General features: G+C 75.5%; 10 protein-coding genes. 8 read left to right on the top strand and 2 right to left on the bottom strand.

The genetic code is table 11. The features are described from left to right. Nucleotides 1-341: 341 nt before the first annotated feature. The 6 genes from ABZ937_RS40295 to ABZ937_RS40270 are packed head-to-tail and all read left to right on the top strand — an operon-like array spanning nucleotide 342 to nucleotide 14,325. Nucleotides 342-6,284, top strand: coding sequence for an SDR family NAD(P)-dependent oxidoreductase (locus tag ABZ937_RS40295; protein ID WP_361699984.1), 5,943 nt, complete (start codon nucleotides 342-344; stop codon nucleotides 6,282-6,284). A gap of 1 nt (nucleotide 6,285) precedes the next feature. Continuing rightward, nucleotides 6,286-10,950, top strand: a complete 4,665-nt coding sequence (locus ABZ937_RS40290) for a beta-ketoacyl synthase N-terminal-like domain-containing protein (protein ID WP_361699982.1) — start codon at nucleotides 6,286-6,288, stop codon at nucleotides 10,948-10,950. An 8-nt stretch (nucleotides 10,951-10,958) separates the two neighbouring features. After that, nucleotides 10,959-11,279 (top strand): acyl carrier protein, encoded by a 321-nt coding sequence (locus ABZ937_RS40285; RefSeq protein WP_361699981.1) that lies wholly within the window; start codon nucleotides 10,959-10,961, stop codon nucleotides 11,277-11,279. Between the two features lie 3 nt (nucleotides 11,280-11,282). Further along, complete coding sequence (locus ABZ937_RS40280; protein ID WP_361699978.1) at nucleotides 11,283-12,083, top strand: alpha/beta hydrolase; 801 nt, start codon at nucleotides 11,283-11,285, stop codon at nucleotides 12,081-12,083. Continuing rightward, the gene (locus tag ABZ937_RS40275) at nucleotides 12,080-13,261 is read left to right on the top strand and encodes a glycosyltransferase (RefSeq protein WP_361699976.1); all 1,182 of its coding nucleotides are present in this window, start codon (nucleotides 12,080-12,082) and stop codon (nucleotides 13,259-13,261) included. The genes ABZ937_RS40280 and ABZ937_RS40275 overlap by 4 nt, the downstream gene beginning before the upstream one ends. Further along, nucleotides 13,258-14,325, top strand: coding sequence for a class I SAM-dependent methyltransferase (locus ABZ937_RS40270; RefSeq protein WP_361699973.1), 1,068 nt, complete (start codon nucleotides 13,258-13,260; stop codon nucleotides 14,323-14,325). Before ABZ937_RS40275 ends, ABZ937_RS40270 begins: the two co-directional genes overlap by 4 nt. 30 nt (nucleotides 14,326-14,355) lie before the next feature. Here the strand turns inward: ABZ937_RS40270 and ABZ937_RS40265 are convergent, their stop codons facing one another. Further along, nucleotides 14,356-15,375, bottom strand: a complete 1,020-nt coding sequence (locus tag ABZ937_RS40265) for a lysylphosphatidylglycerol synthase transmembrane domain-containing protein (RefSeq protein WP_361699971.1) — start codon at nucleotides 15,373-15,375, stop codon at nucleotides 14,356-14,358. A gap of 259 nt (nucleotides 15,376-15,634) precedes the next feature. Here ABZ937_RS40265 and ABZ937_RS40260 point away from each other — a divergent pair, with 259 nt between their 5' ends. Further along, entirely contained in the window at nucleotides 15,635-16,279 is a 645-nt protein-coding gene (locus ABZ937_RS40260; RefSeq protein WP_361699968.1) for a DedA family protein, read from the top strand. Between the two features lie 41 nt (nucleotides 16,280-16,320). On the opposite strand, the gene ABZ937_RS40255 is transcribed toward ABZ937_RS40260, so the two are convergent. Next, nucleotides 16,321-16,860 (bottom strand): gamma carbonic anhydrase family protein, encoded by a 540-nt coding sequence (locus ABZ937_RS40255; protein WP_361699965.1) that lies wholly within the window; start codon nucleotides 16,858-16,860, stop codon nucleotides 16,321-16,323. A 109-nt stretch (nucleotides 16,861-16,969) separates the two neighbouring features. Between ABZ937_RS40255 and ABZ937_RS40250 the strand changes: the two genes are divergently transcribed. Next, nucleotides 16,970-17,734 carry an acyltransferase gene (locus tag ABZ937_RS40250; RefSeq protein WP_361699962.1) on the top strand — a complete coding sequence of 255 codons (765 nt, stop codon included), beginning with the start codon at nucleotides 16,970-16,972 and terminating at the stop codon, nucleotides 17,732-17,734. Nucleotides 17,735-17,980 lie beyond the last annotated feature (246 nt).

Here is a 17,980-nt window from a genome sequence, read left to right as displayed (position 1 = left end):
ACGTGTCCCCGCGCCCAGGGTCTTCGGCGGCCACGCCACTCGCGGATGTTCCCCCGCGCCTGGAGGCTACGGCGGCCCCGGAGCCCACGGACGTGTCCCCGCGCCCAGGGTCTTCGGCGGCCACGCCACTCGCGGATGTTCCCCCGCGCCTGGAGGCTACGGCGGCCCCGGAGCCCACGGACGTGCCGCCGCGCCCCGGGTCTTCGGTGGCCACGCCGCCCGCGAACCTGCCCCCGCATCCCAGGCCCACAGCGTCCGCGTCTCCCGCCGCTGCGGCCCTGCGGCCCGGGTCGGTCATGAGTCGGGCGTTGGGGACCCGGCTGCCGGTTGCCCAAGGTCCCATGACGCGGGTCAGTGACCAGGCGGGATTCGCCGCCGCCGTGGCCGAGGGCGGGGCCTTGCCCTTCCTCGCGCTGGCCCTGGCCGACGGGGAGCGGACCCGGGCCATGCTCACCGAGGCGCGCGCCGTGCTGGACGGGCGGCCCTGGGGCGTGGGCGTGCTCGGCTTCGCGCCCGAGGACATCAGGAACGCCCAGCTGGACGCCGTACGGGAGCTGCGGCCCACGCACGCGATCATCGCGGGCGGCCGGCCGGCACAGGCGGAGGCGCTGGAGCGGGCCGGGATCCGCACCTTCCTGCACGTGCCCTCGCCGGGGCTGCTGCGGCAGTTCCTGGACGCCGGCGTGCGCAGGTTCGTGTTCGAGGGGTCCGAGTGCGGCGGGCATGTCGGGCCCCGGGCCTCCTTTCCGCTCTGGGAGGCCCAACTCGCCGTACTGGAGGACTTCCTGGCCGATGCCGGGGACGAGACGGCACGCCGGCTGGAGGTGTTCTTCGCGGGCGGCGTCCACGACGAGCGGTCCGCGGCGATGGTCGCCGCCCTGGCCGCGCCGCTCACCGCGCGGGGCGCCGCCGTCGGCGTTCTCATGGGCACCGCCTACCTGTTCACCGAGGAGGCCGTCGCCCGCGGTGCCGTCCGCCCGCTGTTCCAGCGGCAGGTCCTGGCCGCCGCCGCGACCGCGCTGCTGGAGACGGCTCCCGGCCATGCCACCCGCTGCGTACCCAGCCCCTTCACCGACAACTACCGTGAGCGGGAAGCGGAGTTACGCGCGCAGGGTGTGCCCGACCGGCTGGTCTGGGAGCGGCTGGAGCGGCTCAACGTCGGCCGGTTGCGCATCGCCAGCAAGGGCGTGGACCGTGCCGACGACGGCGAGTTGCGGGACGTCGGTGAGCAACGGCAGCTCAGCGACGGGCTGTTCATGGCGGGGCAGGTCGCCGTCCTGCGCTCGGTACCCACCACCGTGGCGGCGCTCCACCACGCGGTGACCGACGGCGCCGCCGACTTCCTGACCACGCGGGTCACACGAGCCGCACCACCCGCACGAGCCACGCCGGCGCCGCCCCCGCCCCTCGACATCGCGATCGTCGGCATGGCGTGCATGTTCCCGCAGGCTCCCGACCTCGCCACCTTCTGGGCGAACATCGTCGCCGGACGCGACGCCGTCACCGAGGTCCCGCCCGACCGCTGGGACCCCGACGTGCACCACACCGCCGGCAGCACCGCCTCGAAATGGGGCGGCTTCCTGCCACCCGTCCCCTTCGATCCGCTGCGCTACGGCATCCCGCCCGCCTCCCTCGGCAGCATCGAGCCCGTCCAGCTGCTGTCCCTGGAGGCGGCCCGCAGGGCGCTGGACGACGCCGGATACGGCGAACGCGGGCGGGAGTTCGACCGGGCCCGCACCTCCGTCGTCTTCGGCGCCGAGGCGGGCAGCGATCTGTCCAACGCGGTCACCCTGCGCGCGGTCCTCCCGGCGTACTACGGCAAGGTCCCGGACGGACTGGACCAGCAGCTGCCCCGGCTCACCGAGGACTCCTTCCCCGGCATGCTGGCCAACGTCATCTCCGGCCGGATCGCCAACCGCCTGGACCTCGGCGGCGCCAACTACACCGTCGACGCCGCCTGCGCCTCCTCCCTCGCCGCCCTGGACGTGGCCTGCAAGGAACTCGTCTGCGGCACCAGCGACCTGGCGCTGTGCGGCGGCGCCGACCTGCACAACGGCATCAACGACTACGTCCTGTTCTCCTCCGTCCACGCGCTCTCCCCGACCGGCCGGTCCCGCGCCTTCGACGCCTCCGCCGACGGCATCGCCCTCGGCGAGGGCGTGGCCTGCGTGGTCCTCAAGCGGCTCGCGGACGCCGAACGCGACGGTGACCGGATCTACGGCGTGGTCAAGGGCCTCGGCTCCGCCAGCGACGGCCGCTCCCTCGGCCTGACCGCGCCCCGCCCCGAAGGGCAGCGGGCCGCGCTGCAGCGGGCGTACCGCAACGCCGGTGTCCCGCCCGCCGCGGTCGGCCTGCTGGAGGCGCACGGCACCGGGACCGTCGTCGGCGACCGCACCGAACTCGCCGTGCTCGGCGAGGTGTTCGCCGAGGCGGGCGCCACGACCGGCGGCTGCACGCTCGGCTCGGTCAAGTCGCAGATCGGGCACACCAAGTGCGCCGCCGGCCTCGCCGGGCTGATCAAGACCACCCTGGCGCTGTACACCGGGGTCAAGCCGCCCACCCTGCACCTGGAGCGGCCCAACCCGGCCTGGGACGAGAGCGACAGCCCGTTCGTCTTCCACACCCGCGCGCAGCCCTGGGCCGCGCCCGCCGCCGAACGCTACGCCGGTGTCAGCGCGTTCGGTTTCGGCGGCACCAACTTCCACGCCGTACTGGCGGCGTACGGCGACGTACCGCCGCCCCGGCAGACCCTGGACGCCTGGCCCGCCGAACTGTTCCTGTTCCGGGGCCGGGACAGGGCGGCGGCCCGCCGGGACGCCGAGGAGATCCTCCGGGCCGCCGAGGCGGACGGCAGCCCCTGGCGGCTGCGCGACCTCGCCCTCGCGGCGGCCCGCCGCGCCGACACGTCACACGAACCGGTGCGGGCGGCGGTCGTCGCCCGCGACACCGGCGAGCTGGCCGGGCAGCTGCGGCGGGTCCTGGCGCAGGAGCACGACCCGGACGCCGGGGTTCACCTCGCGGACCCAGGAGGCGGCACCGGCACCGGCACCGCCGACACGACCGGCGGCCAGGTCGCCTTCCTCTTCCCCGGTCAGGGCAGCCAGCGCACCGGCATGCTCGCCGACCTCCTGATCACCCTGCCCGAACTGCGGCACTACCTGCACCTGGGCCGCGCCCACGCCGACCGCCTCTTCCCGCCGGCCGCCTTCGACGACACCGCCCGTGAGCGCCACCGGGCCGCCCTCACCGACACCCGCACGGCACAGCCCGCCCTCGGCATCACGGGCCTCGCCGCCCACGCCTTCCTCACCTCGGCCGGCGTCCACCCGGACCTGGCCGCCGGGCACAGCTACGGCGAGCTGGTCGCCCTCGCCGCGGCCGGCGCCCTCGACCCGGAGACGCTGCTGGAGCTGAGCGCCGAGCGGGCCGGGGCGATCCTGGCGGCGGCGGGCGACGAGCCCGGCACCATGGCCGCCGTGGGCGCCCCCGCCGACACCGTCGTCCACACCCTGCGCACGTCCGGGACGCCCGGGTCCGTCGTCGTCGCCAACCTCAACTCGCCCGAGCAGACCGTGATTTCCGGGCCCACAGCGGATGTCGACACCGCCGTACGGGCGCTGCGCTCGGCCGGGCTCGGCGCGCGCCGCATCTTGGTGGCCTGTGCCTTCCACAGCCCGCTGGTGGCCGCCGCGGGGGAGCGGTTCGCCAAGGTGCTCGCGGACAAGCCGGTGCGGGCACCCGAGTTCCCCGTCTGGGCCAACCGCACCGCCACGCCGTACCCGGCGGACCCCGACGCCGTACGCGCCGGACTCGCCGCCCAGATCGGCGCCCCGGTGGCCTTCGCCGCGCAGATCGAGGCGATGTACGAGGCGGGGGCCCGGATCTTCGTCGAGGCGGGTCCGGGCACCGTCCTCACCCGGCTCGTCGGCCAGATCCTCGGTGACCGCCCGCACCGCACGGTCGCCTGCGAGCCGCGGGCCGACAGCGGACTGGCCGGCTGGCTCGACGCACTCGCCCGACTCGCCGTCGCCGGGCAGCCGGTGCGCACCGCGTGGCTGCTGCGCGGCCGGGACGCCGTCGACGCGCTGCGCGGCCCGGCGCCGAAGCGGCCCGGCTGGACGGTCGACGGACATCTCGTCCGTACGGCCGACGGAGCACTCCTGCCCGGTGCCCTGGCGCCGGCCCGACGCGTCGTGGAGACGACTGTGACGACCGACCAGCCGAACGGCACCCCCACCGACCGGGACGCGCTGATCTCCGAATTCCTGCGGACCAGCAGGGAGATGATCGCCGCCCAGCGGGATGTGCTGCTCACCTACTTCGGCGCGACGGCACCGGCACCGGCACCCGCCGCACCCGTCGCGCCCGTCGCTCCGGTTCCGGTAGTGCCGGTCCAACTGCCCGCGGCCGAGCCGCAGTCGGCTCAGCCGGCCGAGGCGACGGCGGCGGACGACGTCGAGCGGGTCGTACGGGAGATCATCAGCGAACGCACCGGCTATCCCGTCGACATGATCGAGCCTGACCTGGACCTCGAAGCAGATCTGAGCATCGACTCGATCAAGCGCGCCGAGATCGCGGGCGAACTCGCCCGGCGGCTGGGCATCGCGGGCGGCGCGGAGCTGCTGGACGACACGGAACTGGAGGAGCTGGCCAAGGCGCGCACCGCGGCGGCGGTGACGGCGTGGCTGACGGCGCGGACGGGAACGGCGGCCGATGGAGGCGGCGGCAGTCAAGTGGGCGAAGCCGCCGAGGAGTCGGATTCGGCTGCCGTCGGTACGGAGGGCGTCCCCCTCGGTGTCGCGCCGCAACGCTGCGAGCTGCGGCCGGTGCCGCTGCCGGACCCGGATCCGGCCACCGATCTCGCCGGGAAGCGGTTCGCCGTCCTCGGTGACGGCGACGGTGGTGACCACGGCGACGGGAGCGTGGCGGCCGTACTCGCGGCCCGGCTCGCCGAGTGCGGCGCCGACGCCGTGATCCTCGGCCGCGGTCACCTCCTCGGCACGGCCGACGGCCCGGTCGACGGGGTCCTGTACCTGGCCGCGCTGCCCGGCCCGGACCTCCCGGTGCTGCCGGACGCCTTCCCGGTGCTCCGGGCGGCGCTGGCCCGCGGCCCCCGCCTGCTGCTGGCCGTACGTGCCGCCGAGGACGCCGGAGCACTGCGGTCGGCGGGCCTGGACGGGCTGTTCCGCAGCGTGGTCCGCGAGTACCCGGACCTCCTGGCACGGGTGCTGGCGGTGGGCGACACCGGCCCGGCGGCCGTCGCCGACGCGGTCCTCGCCGAGCTGCGCGCTCCGGAACCGGCTCCGGTCGTGCTGCGTACGCCCGCCGGACAGCGCCGGGGCCTGGAACTGGTGCCCGCGCCCCTCGGCCCGCTCGGCACCACCGGCGCCGGACCCGCCGGGGACGGCGCGGCCGAGGCCGCCGCGCTGGGGCTCGACCGGGACTCCGTGGTCCTGCTGGTCGGCGGGGCCCGGGGCATCACCGCGAAGTTCGCGGCCACGCTGGCCGCCGCCTCCCGGTGCCGGATCGAGCTGCTGGGCCGTACGCCCGCGCCCACCGCACCCGAGGCCCCGCACACCGCCGCCGCCCGCACCCCCGTCGAGCTGCGGGCCGCGCTCGCCGCGGGTTCCGGCGCCCCGAGGCCCGCCGAGATCAACCGGGCCGCGGAACTGATCCTCGCCCAGCGGGAGATCGCCACCACGCTCACCGAACTCGGCGCGCTCGGCAGTCCGGCCCGCTACCGCTCGGTGGACTTCCGGGACCGGGACGCCGTCCTCCAGGCCGTCAAGGAGATCCACGCCGAACACGGCCGGCTCGACGGCGTGGTCTTCGCCGCCGGAGTGATCGAGGACCGGCTGATCGCCGAGAAGACCCCCGAGTCCTTCCAACGGGTCTACGGCACGAAGACGGCCGGGGCCGCCGCGCTGTTCGCCGCCCTGGACGACCTGCCCGCCGCACCGGCGTTCACCGTGCTGTTCGGCAGCATCGCCGCCGTCCTCGGCAACCGGGGCCAGGCCGACTACGCCGCAGCGAACGACGCCCTGGAAGCCCTCGGCGCCGACCGGGCCGCCCGCACCGGCCGGCGCACGCTCACCGTCCACTGGGGCCCCTGGGCACCGGCCGACGGCCACACCGGCATGGTCGGCACGGAACTCGGCCGCGAGTACGCCCGGCGCGGCATCGCGCTGATCGACCCGGACGAGGGCACCGCGGCCCTGCTCCGCGAACTCGCCTGGGGCGACCCGGCGGCCCGCGCCGTCGTCTACACCGCCTCGGGCTGGTGACATGACCGGACCTCAGACGCCCGTCGCCATCGTCGGGATGGCGGTGCTGCTGCCCGGCGCGCCCGGACTGGACGCCTACTGGCGCAATCTGCGGGACGGCGCCGACGCCATCACCGACGTCCCCGCGAACCGCTGGGACGCCGACTACTACCACCCCGGCTCGGCCGCGGGACCCGCCGTCGCAGGCCAGGTGTACTGCCGGCGCGGCGGATTCGTGGACGGACTGGCCGAGGTGGAGGTCACCCGCCACGGCATCATGCCCGCCTCGGTGCCCGGCACCGAGCCCGACCAGCTGATCGCCCTGGACGTGGCCGCCGCCGCGCTCGCCGACGCGGGCGGCACGGACCGGCTGCCCGAACGGCACCGGGCCGGGGTCGTCCTCGGCCGCGGCGGCTACCTCACCCCCGGCCTCGCCCGGCTGGACCAGCGCGTGCGCACCGCCCACCAGCTGGCCCGCACCCTGGGCGAGTTGCTACCGGACCTGGAGCCCGCCCAACTCGACCGCATCCGGGCCGCGTTCACCGACCGGCTCGGCCCGGACAGCCCCGACGCCGCGATCGGACTGGTCCCCAACCTCGCCGCCTCCCGCATCGCCAACCGCCTCGATCTGCGCGGCCCCGCCTACACCGTGGACGCGGCCTGCGCCTCCTCCCTGGTCGCCGTCGACCAGGCGGTCACCGCGCTCACCACCGGCCGCTGCGACCTGATGCTGGCCGGGGGAGTGCACCACTGCCACGACATCACCCTGTGGAGCGTCTTCTCCCAGCTGCGCGCCCTGTCCCCGACGGAGCGCATCCGCCCCTTCCACCGCGACGCCGACGGCATCCTCATCGGCGAGGGCACCGGCGTCGTCGTACTGAAACGGCTCGCGGACGCCGAACGCGACGGCGACCGCGTCTACGCGGTGATCCGCGGCACGGGCGTCGCCGGCGACGGCCGTACGGCCGGGCTCGTCACCCCCGATCCGGGCGGGCAGACCCGGGCCGTGCGCGAGGCCTGGCGGGCCGCCGGCCTCGACCCCGCCGCACCGGACTCGGTCGGCCTGCTGGAGGCGCACGGCACCGCCACACCCGCCGGTGACAGCGCCGAACTCACCACCCTGGCCGAGGTGTTCGGGCCGGCGGCGGACCTCGGCCGGGACGACGAGCGTCCGGTGCTCGGCTCGGTGAAGTCGATGATCGGCCACACCATGCCGGCGGCCGGCGTCGCGGGCCTGGTCAAGGCCGCGCTCGCCCTGCACCACCGCACCCTCCTGCCCACCCTCCACTGCGACGACCCCCACCCCGGCCTCGCCGCCACCCGCTTCCGCACCCTGGACCGGGCCCGGCCCTGGGAGACCGGCGCGGGGCAGCCGGTGCGGCGGGCCGCGGTGAACGCGTTCGGGTTCGGCGGGATCAACGCGCACGTGGTGCTGGACGAGGCGTCGTACGGGCGAGCCGCCCGTGCTCGCGCCGGGAACGCGGTCCGCCTCGGTGCCGCTGGTTCCGCCGGGAACGCCGCCGAACCCGAGCGCATCCTCCTCCTCTCGGCCGACGACGCCTCCGGCCTCGCCGCTCTCCTCGACGCCGACGACTCGGCCGTCCTCGCCGCCGGGCTCGACCCGGCCAGGCCCCACCCGGACGCCGGCCCGGTCCGGCTCGGTGTGGTCGACCCGACGGCCAAGCGGCTCGCCCTCGCCCGGCGCGCGGTCGCCAAGGGCCGCGCCTGGCACGGCCGCAGCGATGTGTGGTTCCGGCCGGCCCCCTTGCTCGGCCGCGCCGGCGGCAAGGTGGCGTTCGTCTTCCCCGGCCTGGAGGCCGACTTCGCGCCCCGCACCGACGACATCGCCGCCCACTTCGGGCTGCCCCCGGTCTCCGGCGCCGGCCCGGACGTCGAGGTCGGCGACATCGGCCGGCACGGTTTCGGCGTCGTCGGCGTGGGCCGGCTGCTGGACCAGGCCCTGCGCCGCACGGGCGTCGTACCGGACGCGGTCGCCGGGCACAGCGTCGGCGAATGGACGGCCATGGTCGCGGCCGGACTGTACGCGGCCGGCCAGGTGGACGCGTTCATGGCCGGGTTCGACCCGGACTCGGTCACCGTCCCCGGCCTCACCTTCGCCGCCGTGGGCACCTCCGCCGCCCGCGTCCGCACCACGCTGGCCGGCGCCTGGGCGGACTCCGGGATCGTGCTCTCCCACGACAACGCGCCCCGCCAGTCCATGGTCTGCGGCCCCGGCCCGGCGGTGGAGGAGTTCGTCCGGTCGCTCCGCGCCGAGGGCGTGCTCTGCCAGGTGCTGCCCTTCCGGTCCGGCTTCCACACGCCGATGCTCGAACCGTTCCTCGCCCCCATCAAGGAGGCCGCCGACGGCTTCCGGCTCCACCCGCCGACCGTGCCGGTGTGGTCCGGGACGACCGCGGCACCCTTCCCGGACGACGAGCCGGCGGTCCGCGCACTCTTCGTACGGCACCTGCTGGAACCCGTCCGCTTCCGTGAGCTGACCGAGGCCATGTACGCCGCCGGCCACCGCGTCTTCGTCCAGACCGGGCCCGGCCGGCTGCCCTCCCTCATCGATGACACCCTCGGCGACCGCGATCACCTGGCCGTCGCCGCCAACTCGCCCCACCACAGCGGGCTGGCCCAACTCCGGCGCGTGGCCACCGCGTTGTGGACGGCCGGCGCGGCCGTGGCGCCGACGGCACCACCCCGGACCCCGGCGGCCCGGCCGGCCGGAGCGCGCCCGCCCGTCCGCCTCGACCTCGGCAGCGCCCTGGTGTCCCTGGACGCCCCGTCCCGCGAGGCGCTCCGCGCGCAACTGCGGCGCGCCGCGCTCCCCCCGGCCGAAGTCCTCCTGGAACCCGCCGAGTTCACCGCCCGCTCCGGCACCACCCCCGCCCTCGACGACCTCGCCGGGCACCACCCGGCCGCCACCGAACTGACCGCCCTCCTGCGGGAGACCGCGCACACGGCGGCAGAGCTGATCGCCGCCGGCCGCCACCGCGGCGGAGCGAGGACCCTCACGGTCACCGGAGAACCCACCACGGCCACCGGCCCCACCGCCACAACCCTCCACGTCTCCCCCCGGACCATGCCCCACCTCCTCGACCACTGCTTCTTCCCGCAGCGCCCCGGCTGGCCCGACCTGGAGGACCGCTGGCCGGTCGTCCCCGCCACCACGATCGTCCGGCACATGATGGACGCGGCGGAGCAGGCGGCCCCCGGTCTACGGGCGGTCGCCGTGCACGGGGCCCGGTTCGACCGCTGGCTCACCGCCACGCCCCCCGTCGACGTCCCGGTCACCGTCACCCCGGCCCCCGACCGCCCGGACCGCGTCACCGTCACCTTCGGCCCCACCGCCCGCGCCGTCGTCGAACTCGCCCCGCACCACCCGGCCCCACCCCCGCGCGGCCCCCTCCCGGACACCCCCGAGCGCGTCCCCGACCACACCGCCGCCCAGCTCTACCGCGACCGCTGGATGTTCCACGGACCCCGGTTCCAGGGCCTGACCGAGCTGACCGCGATCGGCGAGCGGCACATCCGCGGAGTGATCACCACCCCCGCGGCCCCCGGTGCGCTGCTGGACAACGTAGGCCAGCTGCTCGGCTACTGGATCATGGCGACCCGCACCGAGCGGACCGTCGTCTTCCCGGTCCAGCTGCGCGAGGCGCGGTTCCACGGACCGCACCCGGACCCCGGCACCGAGGTGCACTGCCTGCTGCGGATCACCTCCCTCACGGACACCGTGCTGGAGGCGGACGCGGAGCTGACCGTCGGCGGCCGGGTCTGGGCCCGGCTGACCGGCTGGCAGGACCGCCGCTTCGACAACGACCCCACCACCCGGCCCGTCGAACGCTTCCCCGAGCGCCACACCCTCTCCACGGCCCTGCCCGGCGGCTGGACGCTGGTGCACGAGCGGTGGCCGGACCTCGCCTCACGCGAGCTGATCATGCGCAACTCGCTCGGGAGCGCGGAGCGCGCCGAGTACGCCGAGCGCCCGCCGCGCGGCCGCCGGCAGTGGCTGCTCGGCCGGATCGCGGTCAAGGACGCCGTACGGCAGTGGCTCTGGCGGCACGGCGAAGGGCCCGTCTTCCCGGCCGAGATCCGGGTCCGCAACGACGAACTCGGCCGGCCGTACGTCACCGGGGTCCACGGCCGCGAACTGCCCCCGCTGGACGTCTCGCTCGCCCACCGGGCCGAGGCGGGCGTGGCGATCGTACGGCCGCACTCCCCGCAGCCCGGCCCCGGCATCGACATCGAGGAGATCGCCGAGCGGGACCCGGCGACCCTCACCACCGCGCTCGGCCCGGCCGAACTGCGGCTCCTGCGCGCCCGGTGCGCGGACGGCGGCGATCCGGAGGCCGTGTGGTTCACCCGCTTCTGGGCCGCCAAGGAAGCGGTCGCCAAGGCCGAGGGCGTCGGATTCGGCGGCCGGCCACGGGACTTCTCCGTGCTGGAGGCCACCCCGGACGGCAGCCGGCTGCTGGTCGCCGGCCGCCTGGAACGCGCCTACACCGTGCACTGCGCACCGGTGACCAACCCGCCCGCCCTGCCCGAACGCGGCTATGTCGCGGCCTGGACGACCGGACCCGCGGCCGAGGACGGACCGCCCGACCCGCCCCACGCCGGACCGCTCGACCTGACACACGACGGACCCTCCGCCCCGGCACACGACCCACGCCCGAGAAAGTAGGACCCCCGATGAACCCCATCCAGCCGGCCCCGGCGCAGCCGAGCGCCGACACCGTGCTCGCCGACATCACCGGCATGCTCCGCACGGTCCTGGCGGAGTACGGCGGCGACGACGTGGTGATCGGCATGTCCACCGGCTTCAACCGCGACCTGGAACTGGAGAGCATCGACCTCGTCACCCTGGCCGGCCTGCTCGAGGAGCGGTACGGGCGGCGGGTCAACCTCGCCGAGTTCCTGGCCGGCATGGAGTTCGACGAGATCATCGACCTGACCGTCGGCCGGCTCGTGGAGTACGTGGTGTGGAGCCTGAAGACCGACCGGGCGGGCTGAGCCATGGCGATGGTCGACGCCGGCGGCATCCGGCTGCACGTCCAGCGGACCGGCCCCACGGACGGCCGCGTCCCGCACGCCACCCTCGTCCTGGTGCACGGACTGCTCACCGACAGCCTGGCCAGCTACTACTTCACCGTCGCGCCCGCGTTCGCGGCGGCCGGACTCGACGTCGTCATGTACGACCTGCGCGGCCACGGCCGCAGCGAACGCCCGCCGCACGGCTACACCCTGGACCACAACATCGACGACCTGGCGGCGCTCCTCGACCGGCTGGAGCCGGCCGGACCCGTGCACCTGGCCGGCAATTCCTACGGCGGCACCATCGCCTTCGGGTACGCGGCCCGCCACCCCGGCCGCGTGGCCAGCCTGACCCTGATCGAGTCCGAGCCGGCGACCGCCGCCTGGGCCGCGAAACTCGGCCGCATCCTGCGCCGGGTGGTCACCGAACTCGCGCACAACGAGCCGGAGACGATCGCCTGGATCACCGCCCACCGCGGCCACAACACCGCCCGTCTCGCCAAGGGCGCGGCCCGGCTCGTCCGCGAGACCACCGTGGGCCGGGACATCCCCGCCAGCCGTGTGCTCACCGAGGCCCAGATCAGTGCCGTACGCTGCCCGGTCCTCGGCGTGTACGGCGGCGACTCGGACGTGGCGGACCTGGTACCGGAACACCGGCGGCTGCTGCCGGACTTCCGGGCGGTCGTCCTGCCGGGGCACGAGCACTCGGTCCTCGTCGAGGCGCCCGGCACCGTCGGCGCGCACATCCTGGACCTGGTCCACGCGGGGGCGGGCGTCCGGTGAGCGCCTTCCTCTTCGTCGTCCCGCCGCTGACCGGGCACATCAACCCGGCCGTCGGCGTCGCCGCCCGGCTCACCGCCGCCGGGCACCGGGTGGCCTGGGCGTGCGCCGACCCGGACCTGGTGCGGCGGCTCGCGGGCGCGGACGCCGAGGTGTACGCGTGCGCGGGACCGGTGCCGGGCGCCCCGGGCGCCGTACGCCCGCCGGACCTGCGGGGCGCGGAGGCGCTGCGGTTCCTGTGGGAGTGGTACCTGCTGCCGCTCGCCGACGCGATGGCACCCGGGGTCCGTGCGGCCGTCGCGGCCGTCCGCCCCGACGTGGTCGTCGCCGACCAGCAGGCCTTCGCCGGGGCCCTGGTGGCCGAGCGCCTCGGCCTGCCCTGGGCCACCTCCGCGACCACCTCCGCCGAGTTCAGCGGCGCCTACGACGGCCTGCCCAAGGTCGCCGACTGGCTCCGGCAGCGCCTGACCGAGCTGCGCGCCCGCATCGGCGACCCGGCCGGCACCGCGGACCCGCGCTCCTCACCCCACCTGCTGCTGGTGTTCAGCACACCCGAACTCATCGGTCCCCAGGCGCCGTTGGCACCGCACATCCACTACGTCGGCCCCTCGCTCGCCGGCCGCCCGGACGGGCCGGGCTTCCCCTGGGAATGGCTGGACCACGGCCGGGCCAAGGTCCTGGTGACCCTCGGCACGGCCAACGCCGACGCCGGCGGCCGGTTCCTCGCCCAGGCCCTGGCCGCGCTGCGGGAGCGCGCCGACCGGATCCAGGCGGTGATCGCCGACCCGGGTGGCGCCCTGCCCGCGGCGACGCCCGACAAGGACGTCCTGATTCTGCCGTCCGTGCCCCAACTCCCCCTGCTGGAGCGGATGGACGCCGTCGTCTGCCACGCCGGCCACAACACCGTGTGCGAGGCGCTGTGGCACGGCGTCCCGCTCGTCGTCGCCCCCATCAGGGACGACCAGCCGGTGGTGGCCGGGCAGGTGGTGGACTCCGGCGCGGGTGTCCGGGTCAGGTTCGGCCGGGTCACCGTGGCCCGGCTGGGCGAGGCCCTGGACGCCGTCCTGCACGATTCCGCCCACCGGGTCGCCGCCGCCCGGATCCGTGCCGCGTTCCGTGCGGCGGGCGGTGCCCAGGCCGCGGCGGCCCACCTCGCACGCTTGGCAGCGGAGGCCCGATGAGCGACGCCCGCGACAAGACAGCCCGCATCACCGCCCTGCGCCCCGCCTACCGGGCCGACCTGGACGCCGGCACCGACCGCTTCCTCGCCCCCCGGAGAACCACCTGCCCCTGGTGCTCCTCCGGCCGGATCGGCGAGCGCCTGCGCACCACCGACCTGCTCCAGCACAAGCCCGGCCGGTTCACCCTGGACCGCTGCGCCGACTGCGGCCACACCTTCCAGAACCCGCAACTGACCGCCGAGGGCCTGGAGTTCTACTACCGGGACTTCTACGACGGCCTCGGCGAGCAGCGGATGAGCGGCACCTTCGGCGGGCGCGGCGCGATGTACCGGGGCCGCGCCGAGGCGATGCTGCCGCACGACCCCGCGCCGAAGACCTGGCTGGACGTCGGCACCGGACACGGCCACTTCTGCGCGACCGCCCGCGCCGTCCTGCCCGGCACCGCCTTCGACGGGCTCGACTTCACCGACGGCGTCGAACTCGCCGCCCGCGAGGGCCGGGTGGACCACGCCTACCGCGGCGCCTTCCCCGACCTGGCGCCCGAACTCGCCGCCCGCTACGACGTGGTGAGCATGTTCCACTACCTGGAGCACAGCACCGACCCCGACCGCGAACTGCGCGCCGCCCACGAGGCCGTACGCCCCGGCGGCCACCTCATCGTCGAGGTACCGGACCCGGAGAGCCGCTACGCCCGGCTCCTCGGCCGCTGGTGGCTGCCCTGGCTCCAGCCGCAGCACCTGCACTTCATGCCGGTCGCCAACCTGCGCCGCCGGCTCACCGACCTCGGGTTCACGGTGGTCGCGGAGCAGCACGCCGAGGCCCACGACCCGGTCGACCTGCTCGCCGCGGTCTGGCTCGCGCTCGACCACACGGCACCGCGCGAGGACGCGCCATGGCTCCCCGAACCACCGGGTGCCCTGCGCCGCGCCACCCGCACCGCACTCCTGCTGGCCGGCGTCCCCGTGCTCCTGACCGCCACGCTCCTGGACCGCCTCGCGATACGCCCCCTGTCCCACCGCCTGCGCCTGTCCAACGCCTACCGCCTGGTGGCCCGCCGGGAATGACACCGGCTGGTGGGCGGGAAGGATCCGGGCTCACAGCACCTTCGCGCGGATCAGTGCCGACAGCACCAGCGCGCCCGGCAGCAGCGGCACCCAGTCGGTCAGCACCCGGTAGCCGATCACGGTCGCGGTCGCCTCCGCCGGCGTGGAGCCGAACGTGACCAGCGTCCACACCAGCGCCGCGTCGACCGCGAGCCCGCCCGGCGCGGGCACCGCCCCGACGGCCGTGCCCGCGGCCAGATGGGCGAGCACCATCTGCTCCCACGGCAGCCCAAGACCCAGCGAGGCCCCGACACAGGCCAGCGTGCCGGCCTGCAGCAGCGGCATCGCGACGGCCCCGCCCCACAGGGCGCACACCCGGCTGGGCCGGGCGTGCACCACGCGCACGTCGGCCAGGGCGGTGCGCAGCAGCCCGGTCACCGGCCGCCGGAGCGGCCGTACGACCGTCAGCAGCACCCCCGCCACGGCGAGGGCCCCGCCCGCGACGGCGGCGAGCGGCACCAGCAGCCGCCCGTCCGGTACCAGGTCGCCCAGGCGCCGCCAGGCCGGCGAGGCCGCCAGGAACCCCAGCAGCACCAGCGTCTTCGCGGAGGACCTGGCCAGCGAGTACAGCCCGATCGACGCGGCCGCCCGCTCCAGCGGGACGCCCTGGCCGCGCAGAAAGCGCAGGGTGACGGCGTGGGCGCCGAGCCCGCCGGGCAGCACGTGGTTGGCGGCACCGGCGGCGAACTGCGACACGAGCAGCAGCCCCGGCGGCACCCGGTCCGGCAGGGCGCCCTGCCGGACGCAGGACGCGGCCACCCAGGTCAGACAGGTCGAGCCGGCTCCGGCCAGCAGCCACCCCGGGTCGGCCGCGACCAGCCGCCGGGCCCCCTCGTACACCACGGGCCGGTTGGCCACGGCCCAGCCGGCGGCGAGCAGCAGGGGAGCGAGGGTCAGGGCCAGCCGTACCGGACGGGCCGGAGCGGGGGACGACCCGGGACCGGGGGCCGGGGTGTCGGGGCGGGCGCGGGCGCCAGGGGGCAGCGAGCGGGACGGGGAGAGTGAGGACACGGGGACGTCGTCCTTCCGCAGCGGGCCCCACGGGGGCCTGGGGGAAGCGGGCCGGGCGAAACCGCGTGGGAGCCTTCCCCTCCCGGATGACACGGGGATGTCCGGAAACGTAAGGCGTGAGGGCGGGACGGTGCCGCGGGGCGGGCACGGGCAGACAGCCGTTCGCCGCCGACCAGGTAGCCTTCCCCTGGGGCGCGCTCTGCATGCGGCGGCCCGGATCAGCCGGAGAGCAAGCTCAGCGACAGGGGAGGAACCGGCGGTGCACGTCCAGGAATGGCTCGACTCGGTGCCCGCGGCCGCCGTCTACGCCGTGGTCGCTCTGGTGATCGGTCTGGAGAGCCTGGGCATCCCGCTGCCTGGCGAGATCGTTCTGGTCTCCGCGGCGCTGATGTCCTCCCAGCACACGGGCATCAACCCGGTCGTCCTCGGCGCCTGCGCGACCGCCGGTGCGGTCATCGGCGACTCCATCGGCTACGCCATCGGCCGCAAGGGCGGACGCCCGCTGCTGGCCTGGCTCGGCCGGAAGTTCCCACGCCACTTCAGCGAGGGCCATGTGGCCACCGCCGAGCGGTCCTTCGAGAAGTGGGGCATGTGGGCGGTCTTCTTCGGCCGTTTCGTCGCCCTGCTGCGCATCTTCGCCGGGCCGCTCGCGGGCGTCCTGCACATGCCGTACTGGAAGTTCCTGATCGCCAACCTCCTCGGCGGCATCTGCTGGGCCGGCGGCACCACGGCCGTCATCTACTACGTCGGCGTCGTCGCCGAGGACTGGCTGAAGCGGTTCTCGTACCTGGGCCTGGCCGCGGCCGTCCTGATCGGCCTGACCTCCATGCTGATCCTCAAGCGCAAGGCGAAGAAGGCCCAGCCGGAGCAGCGAGAAGCAGAACCGGTGAACGCCGGGGAGTGAGGCGCCCCGCGAGAGGCGCGGGGCCGCACCCGCCGGCGCTCCTACTGATGCGTGTCCTGATGCACGTCCTTGTGCGCCTTGCCCAGCTCCGCGTACAGGGTGCCGTTGAGGGTGACCCCCTCCCGCTCCTCCGCCGTCAGCGCGCGCTTCACCTTCGCCGGCACCCCCGCCACCAGCGACCCCGGCGGCACCACCATGCCCTGCGGCACCAGAGCCTGCGCCGCGACCAGCGACCCCGCCCCGATCACCGCGCCGTTGAGCACGGTCGCCCCCATCCCGATCAGGCAGTCGTCCTCCACGGTCGCCCCGTGCACCACCGCGTTGTGCCCGATGGACACCCGCTCCCCGACGGTCACCGGATAGCCGGGGTCGGCGTGCAGGGTGACGTTGTCCTGCACATTGGCCTGCGCCCCCACGGTGATCTTCTCGACGTCACCGCGCACGACGGCCCCGTACCAGACACTGGCCCCCGCGTGCAGCGTGACATCCCCGATCACGGACGCCATGGGCGCCACGAACGCCTCCGGGTCCACCTGCGGCTCCTTGCCCCCGATACCCACGATCAGCGCCTGCTGCGTCATCACCGTCTCCTCGTGTCGGCCGTACACGGCACGGTACGACACGCGTTGGGGTGAAGATCACAGCAGCCCGCCCTCTCCGCCGGAGGCGACCGCTGAGTAACGTGAGCCCGTGCCGAAGCGCAAGAACACGTTCTCATCCTGGCGACAGGGTCTCGCCCAGCGAGCCGTCCACGCGGCCTGGTCCTGGGCGCAGCGCACCGGGTCCGTCACGGCCGAACACCCCGCGGGGTTCCGTTTCGGCTCGATCGGCGAAGCCACCCGGCTGGCCTTCCCGCTCGGCACGGTCTTCGGCGAACCCTGGATCCGGCTCGGCTCGCACTGCATCATCGGCGAGCGGGTCACCCTCACCGCCGGCCTGATGCCGGACCTGGACCTCGGCCCGGAGCCGATCCTGCGCATAGGCGACGGCGTGGTCCTCGGCCGCGGCAGCCATGTCATCGCGGACACGACGGTCACCATCGGCAGCGACTGCTACTTCGGCCCGTACGTCTACGTCACCTCCACCAACCACTCCTACGACGACCCGCACGAGCCCATCGGCAGGCAGTGGCCGCGGATGGAGCCGGTCGAGATCGGCCCGGGCTGCTGGATCGGCACCGGCGCGGTGATCCTGCCGGGTGCGCGGATCGGCCGGAACGTGGTCGTGGCGGCCGGCGCGGTGGTGCGGGGCACGGTGCCCGACCACGCGGTGGTCGCGGGCGCGCCCGCCAGGGTCGTACGGCGCTGGACGCCCGAGGACGGCTGGCAGCCACCGCTGCGGACCCCGGCCCCGGTACCGATCCCGGACGGCATGACGCCACAGCAACTGCGCGCACTGGCGAACCTGGACGAGGACGAAGCGGCCCGCCTCGCAGCCCTGGAGCCCGAGGGCTGACGCGAGCCGTGGCGCGGTGATGGCTGATGCGAGCCGCGCTGGGGCCTGATGACTGATGTGCGCCGCGCTGGAGCCCGACGGCTGACGAGAGACGGGCTGGGGCGCGTCGGCTGATGCGAGCCGCGCGCCGGGGTCCGATGGCATGCGAGCTGCCCTGGAGGTCGACGGCTGATGCGAGCCGCTCTCGGGTCCGATGGCCGATGCGAGCCGTGCTGGGGCTGACGTCTGACGTGAGCCGTGCTGGAG

The sequence above is a fragment of the Streptomyces sp. NPDC046727 genome (assembly GCF_040645635.1).
GTDB lineage: Bacteria > Actinomycetota > Actinomycetes > Streptomycetales > Streptomycetaceae > Streptomyces.
This window is presented reverse-complemented; position numbering and strand designations above follow the sequence as displayed.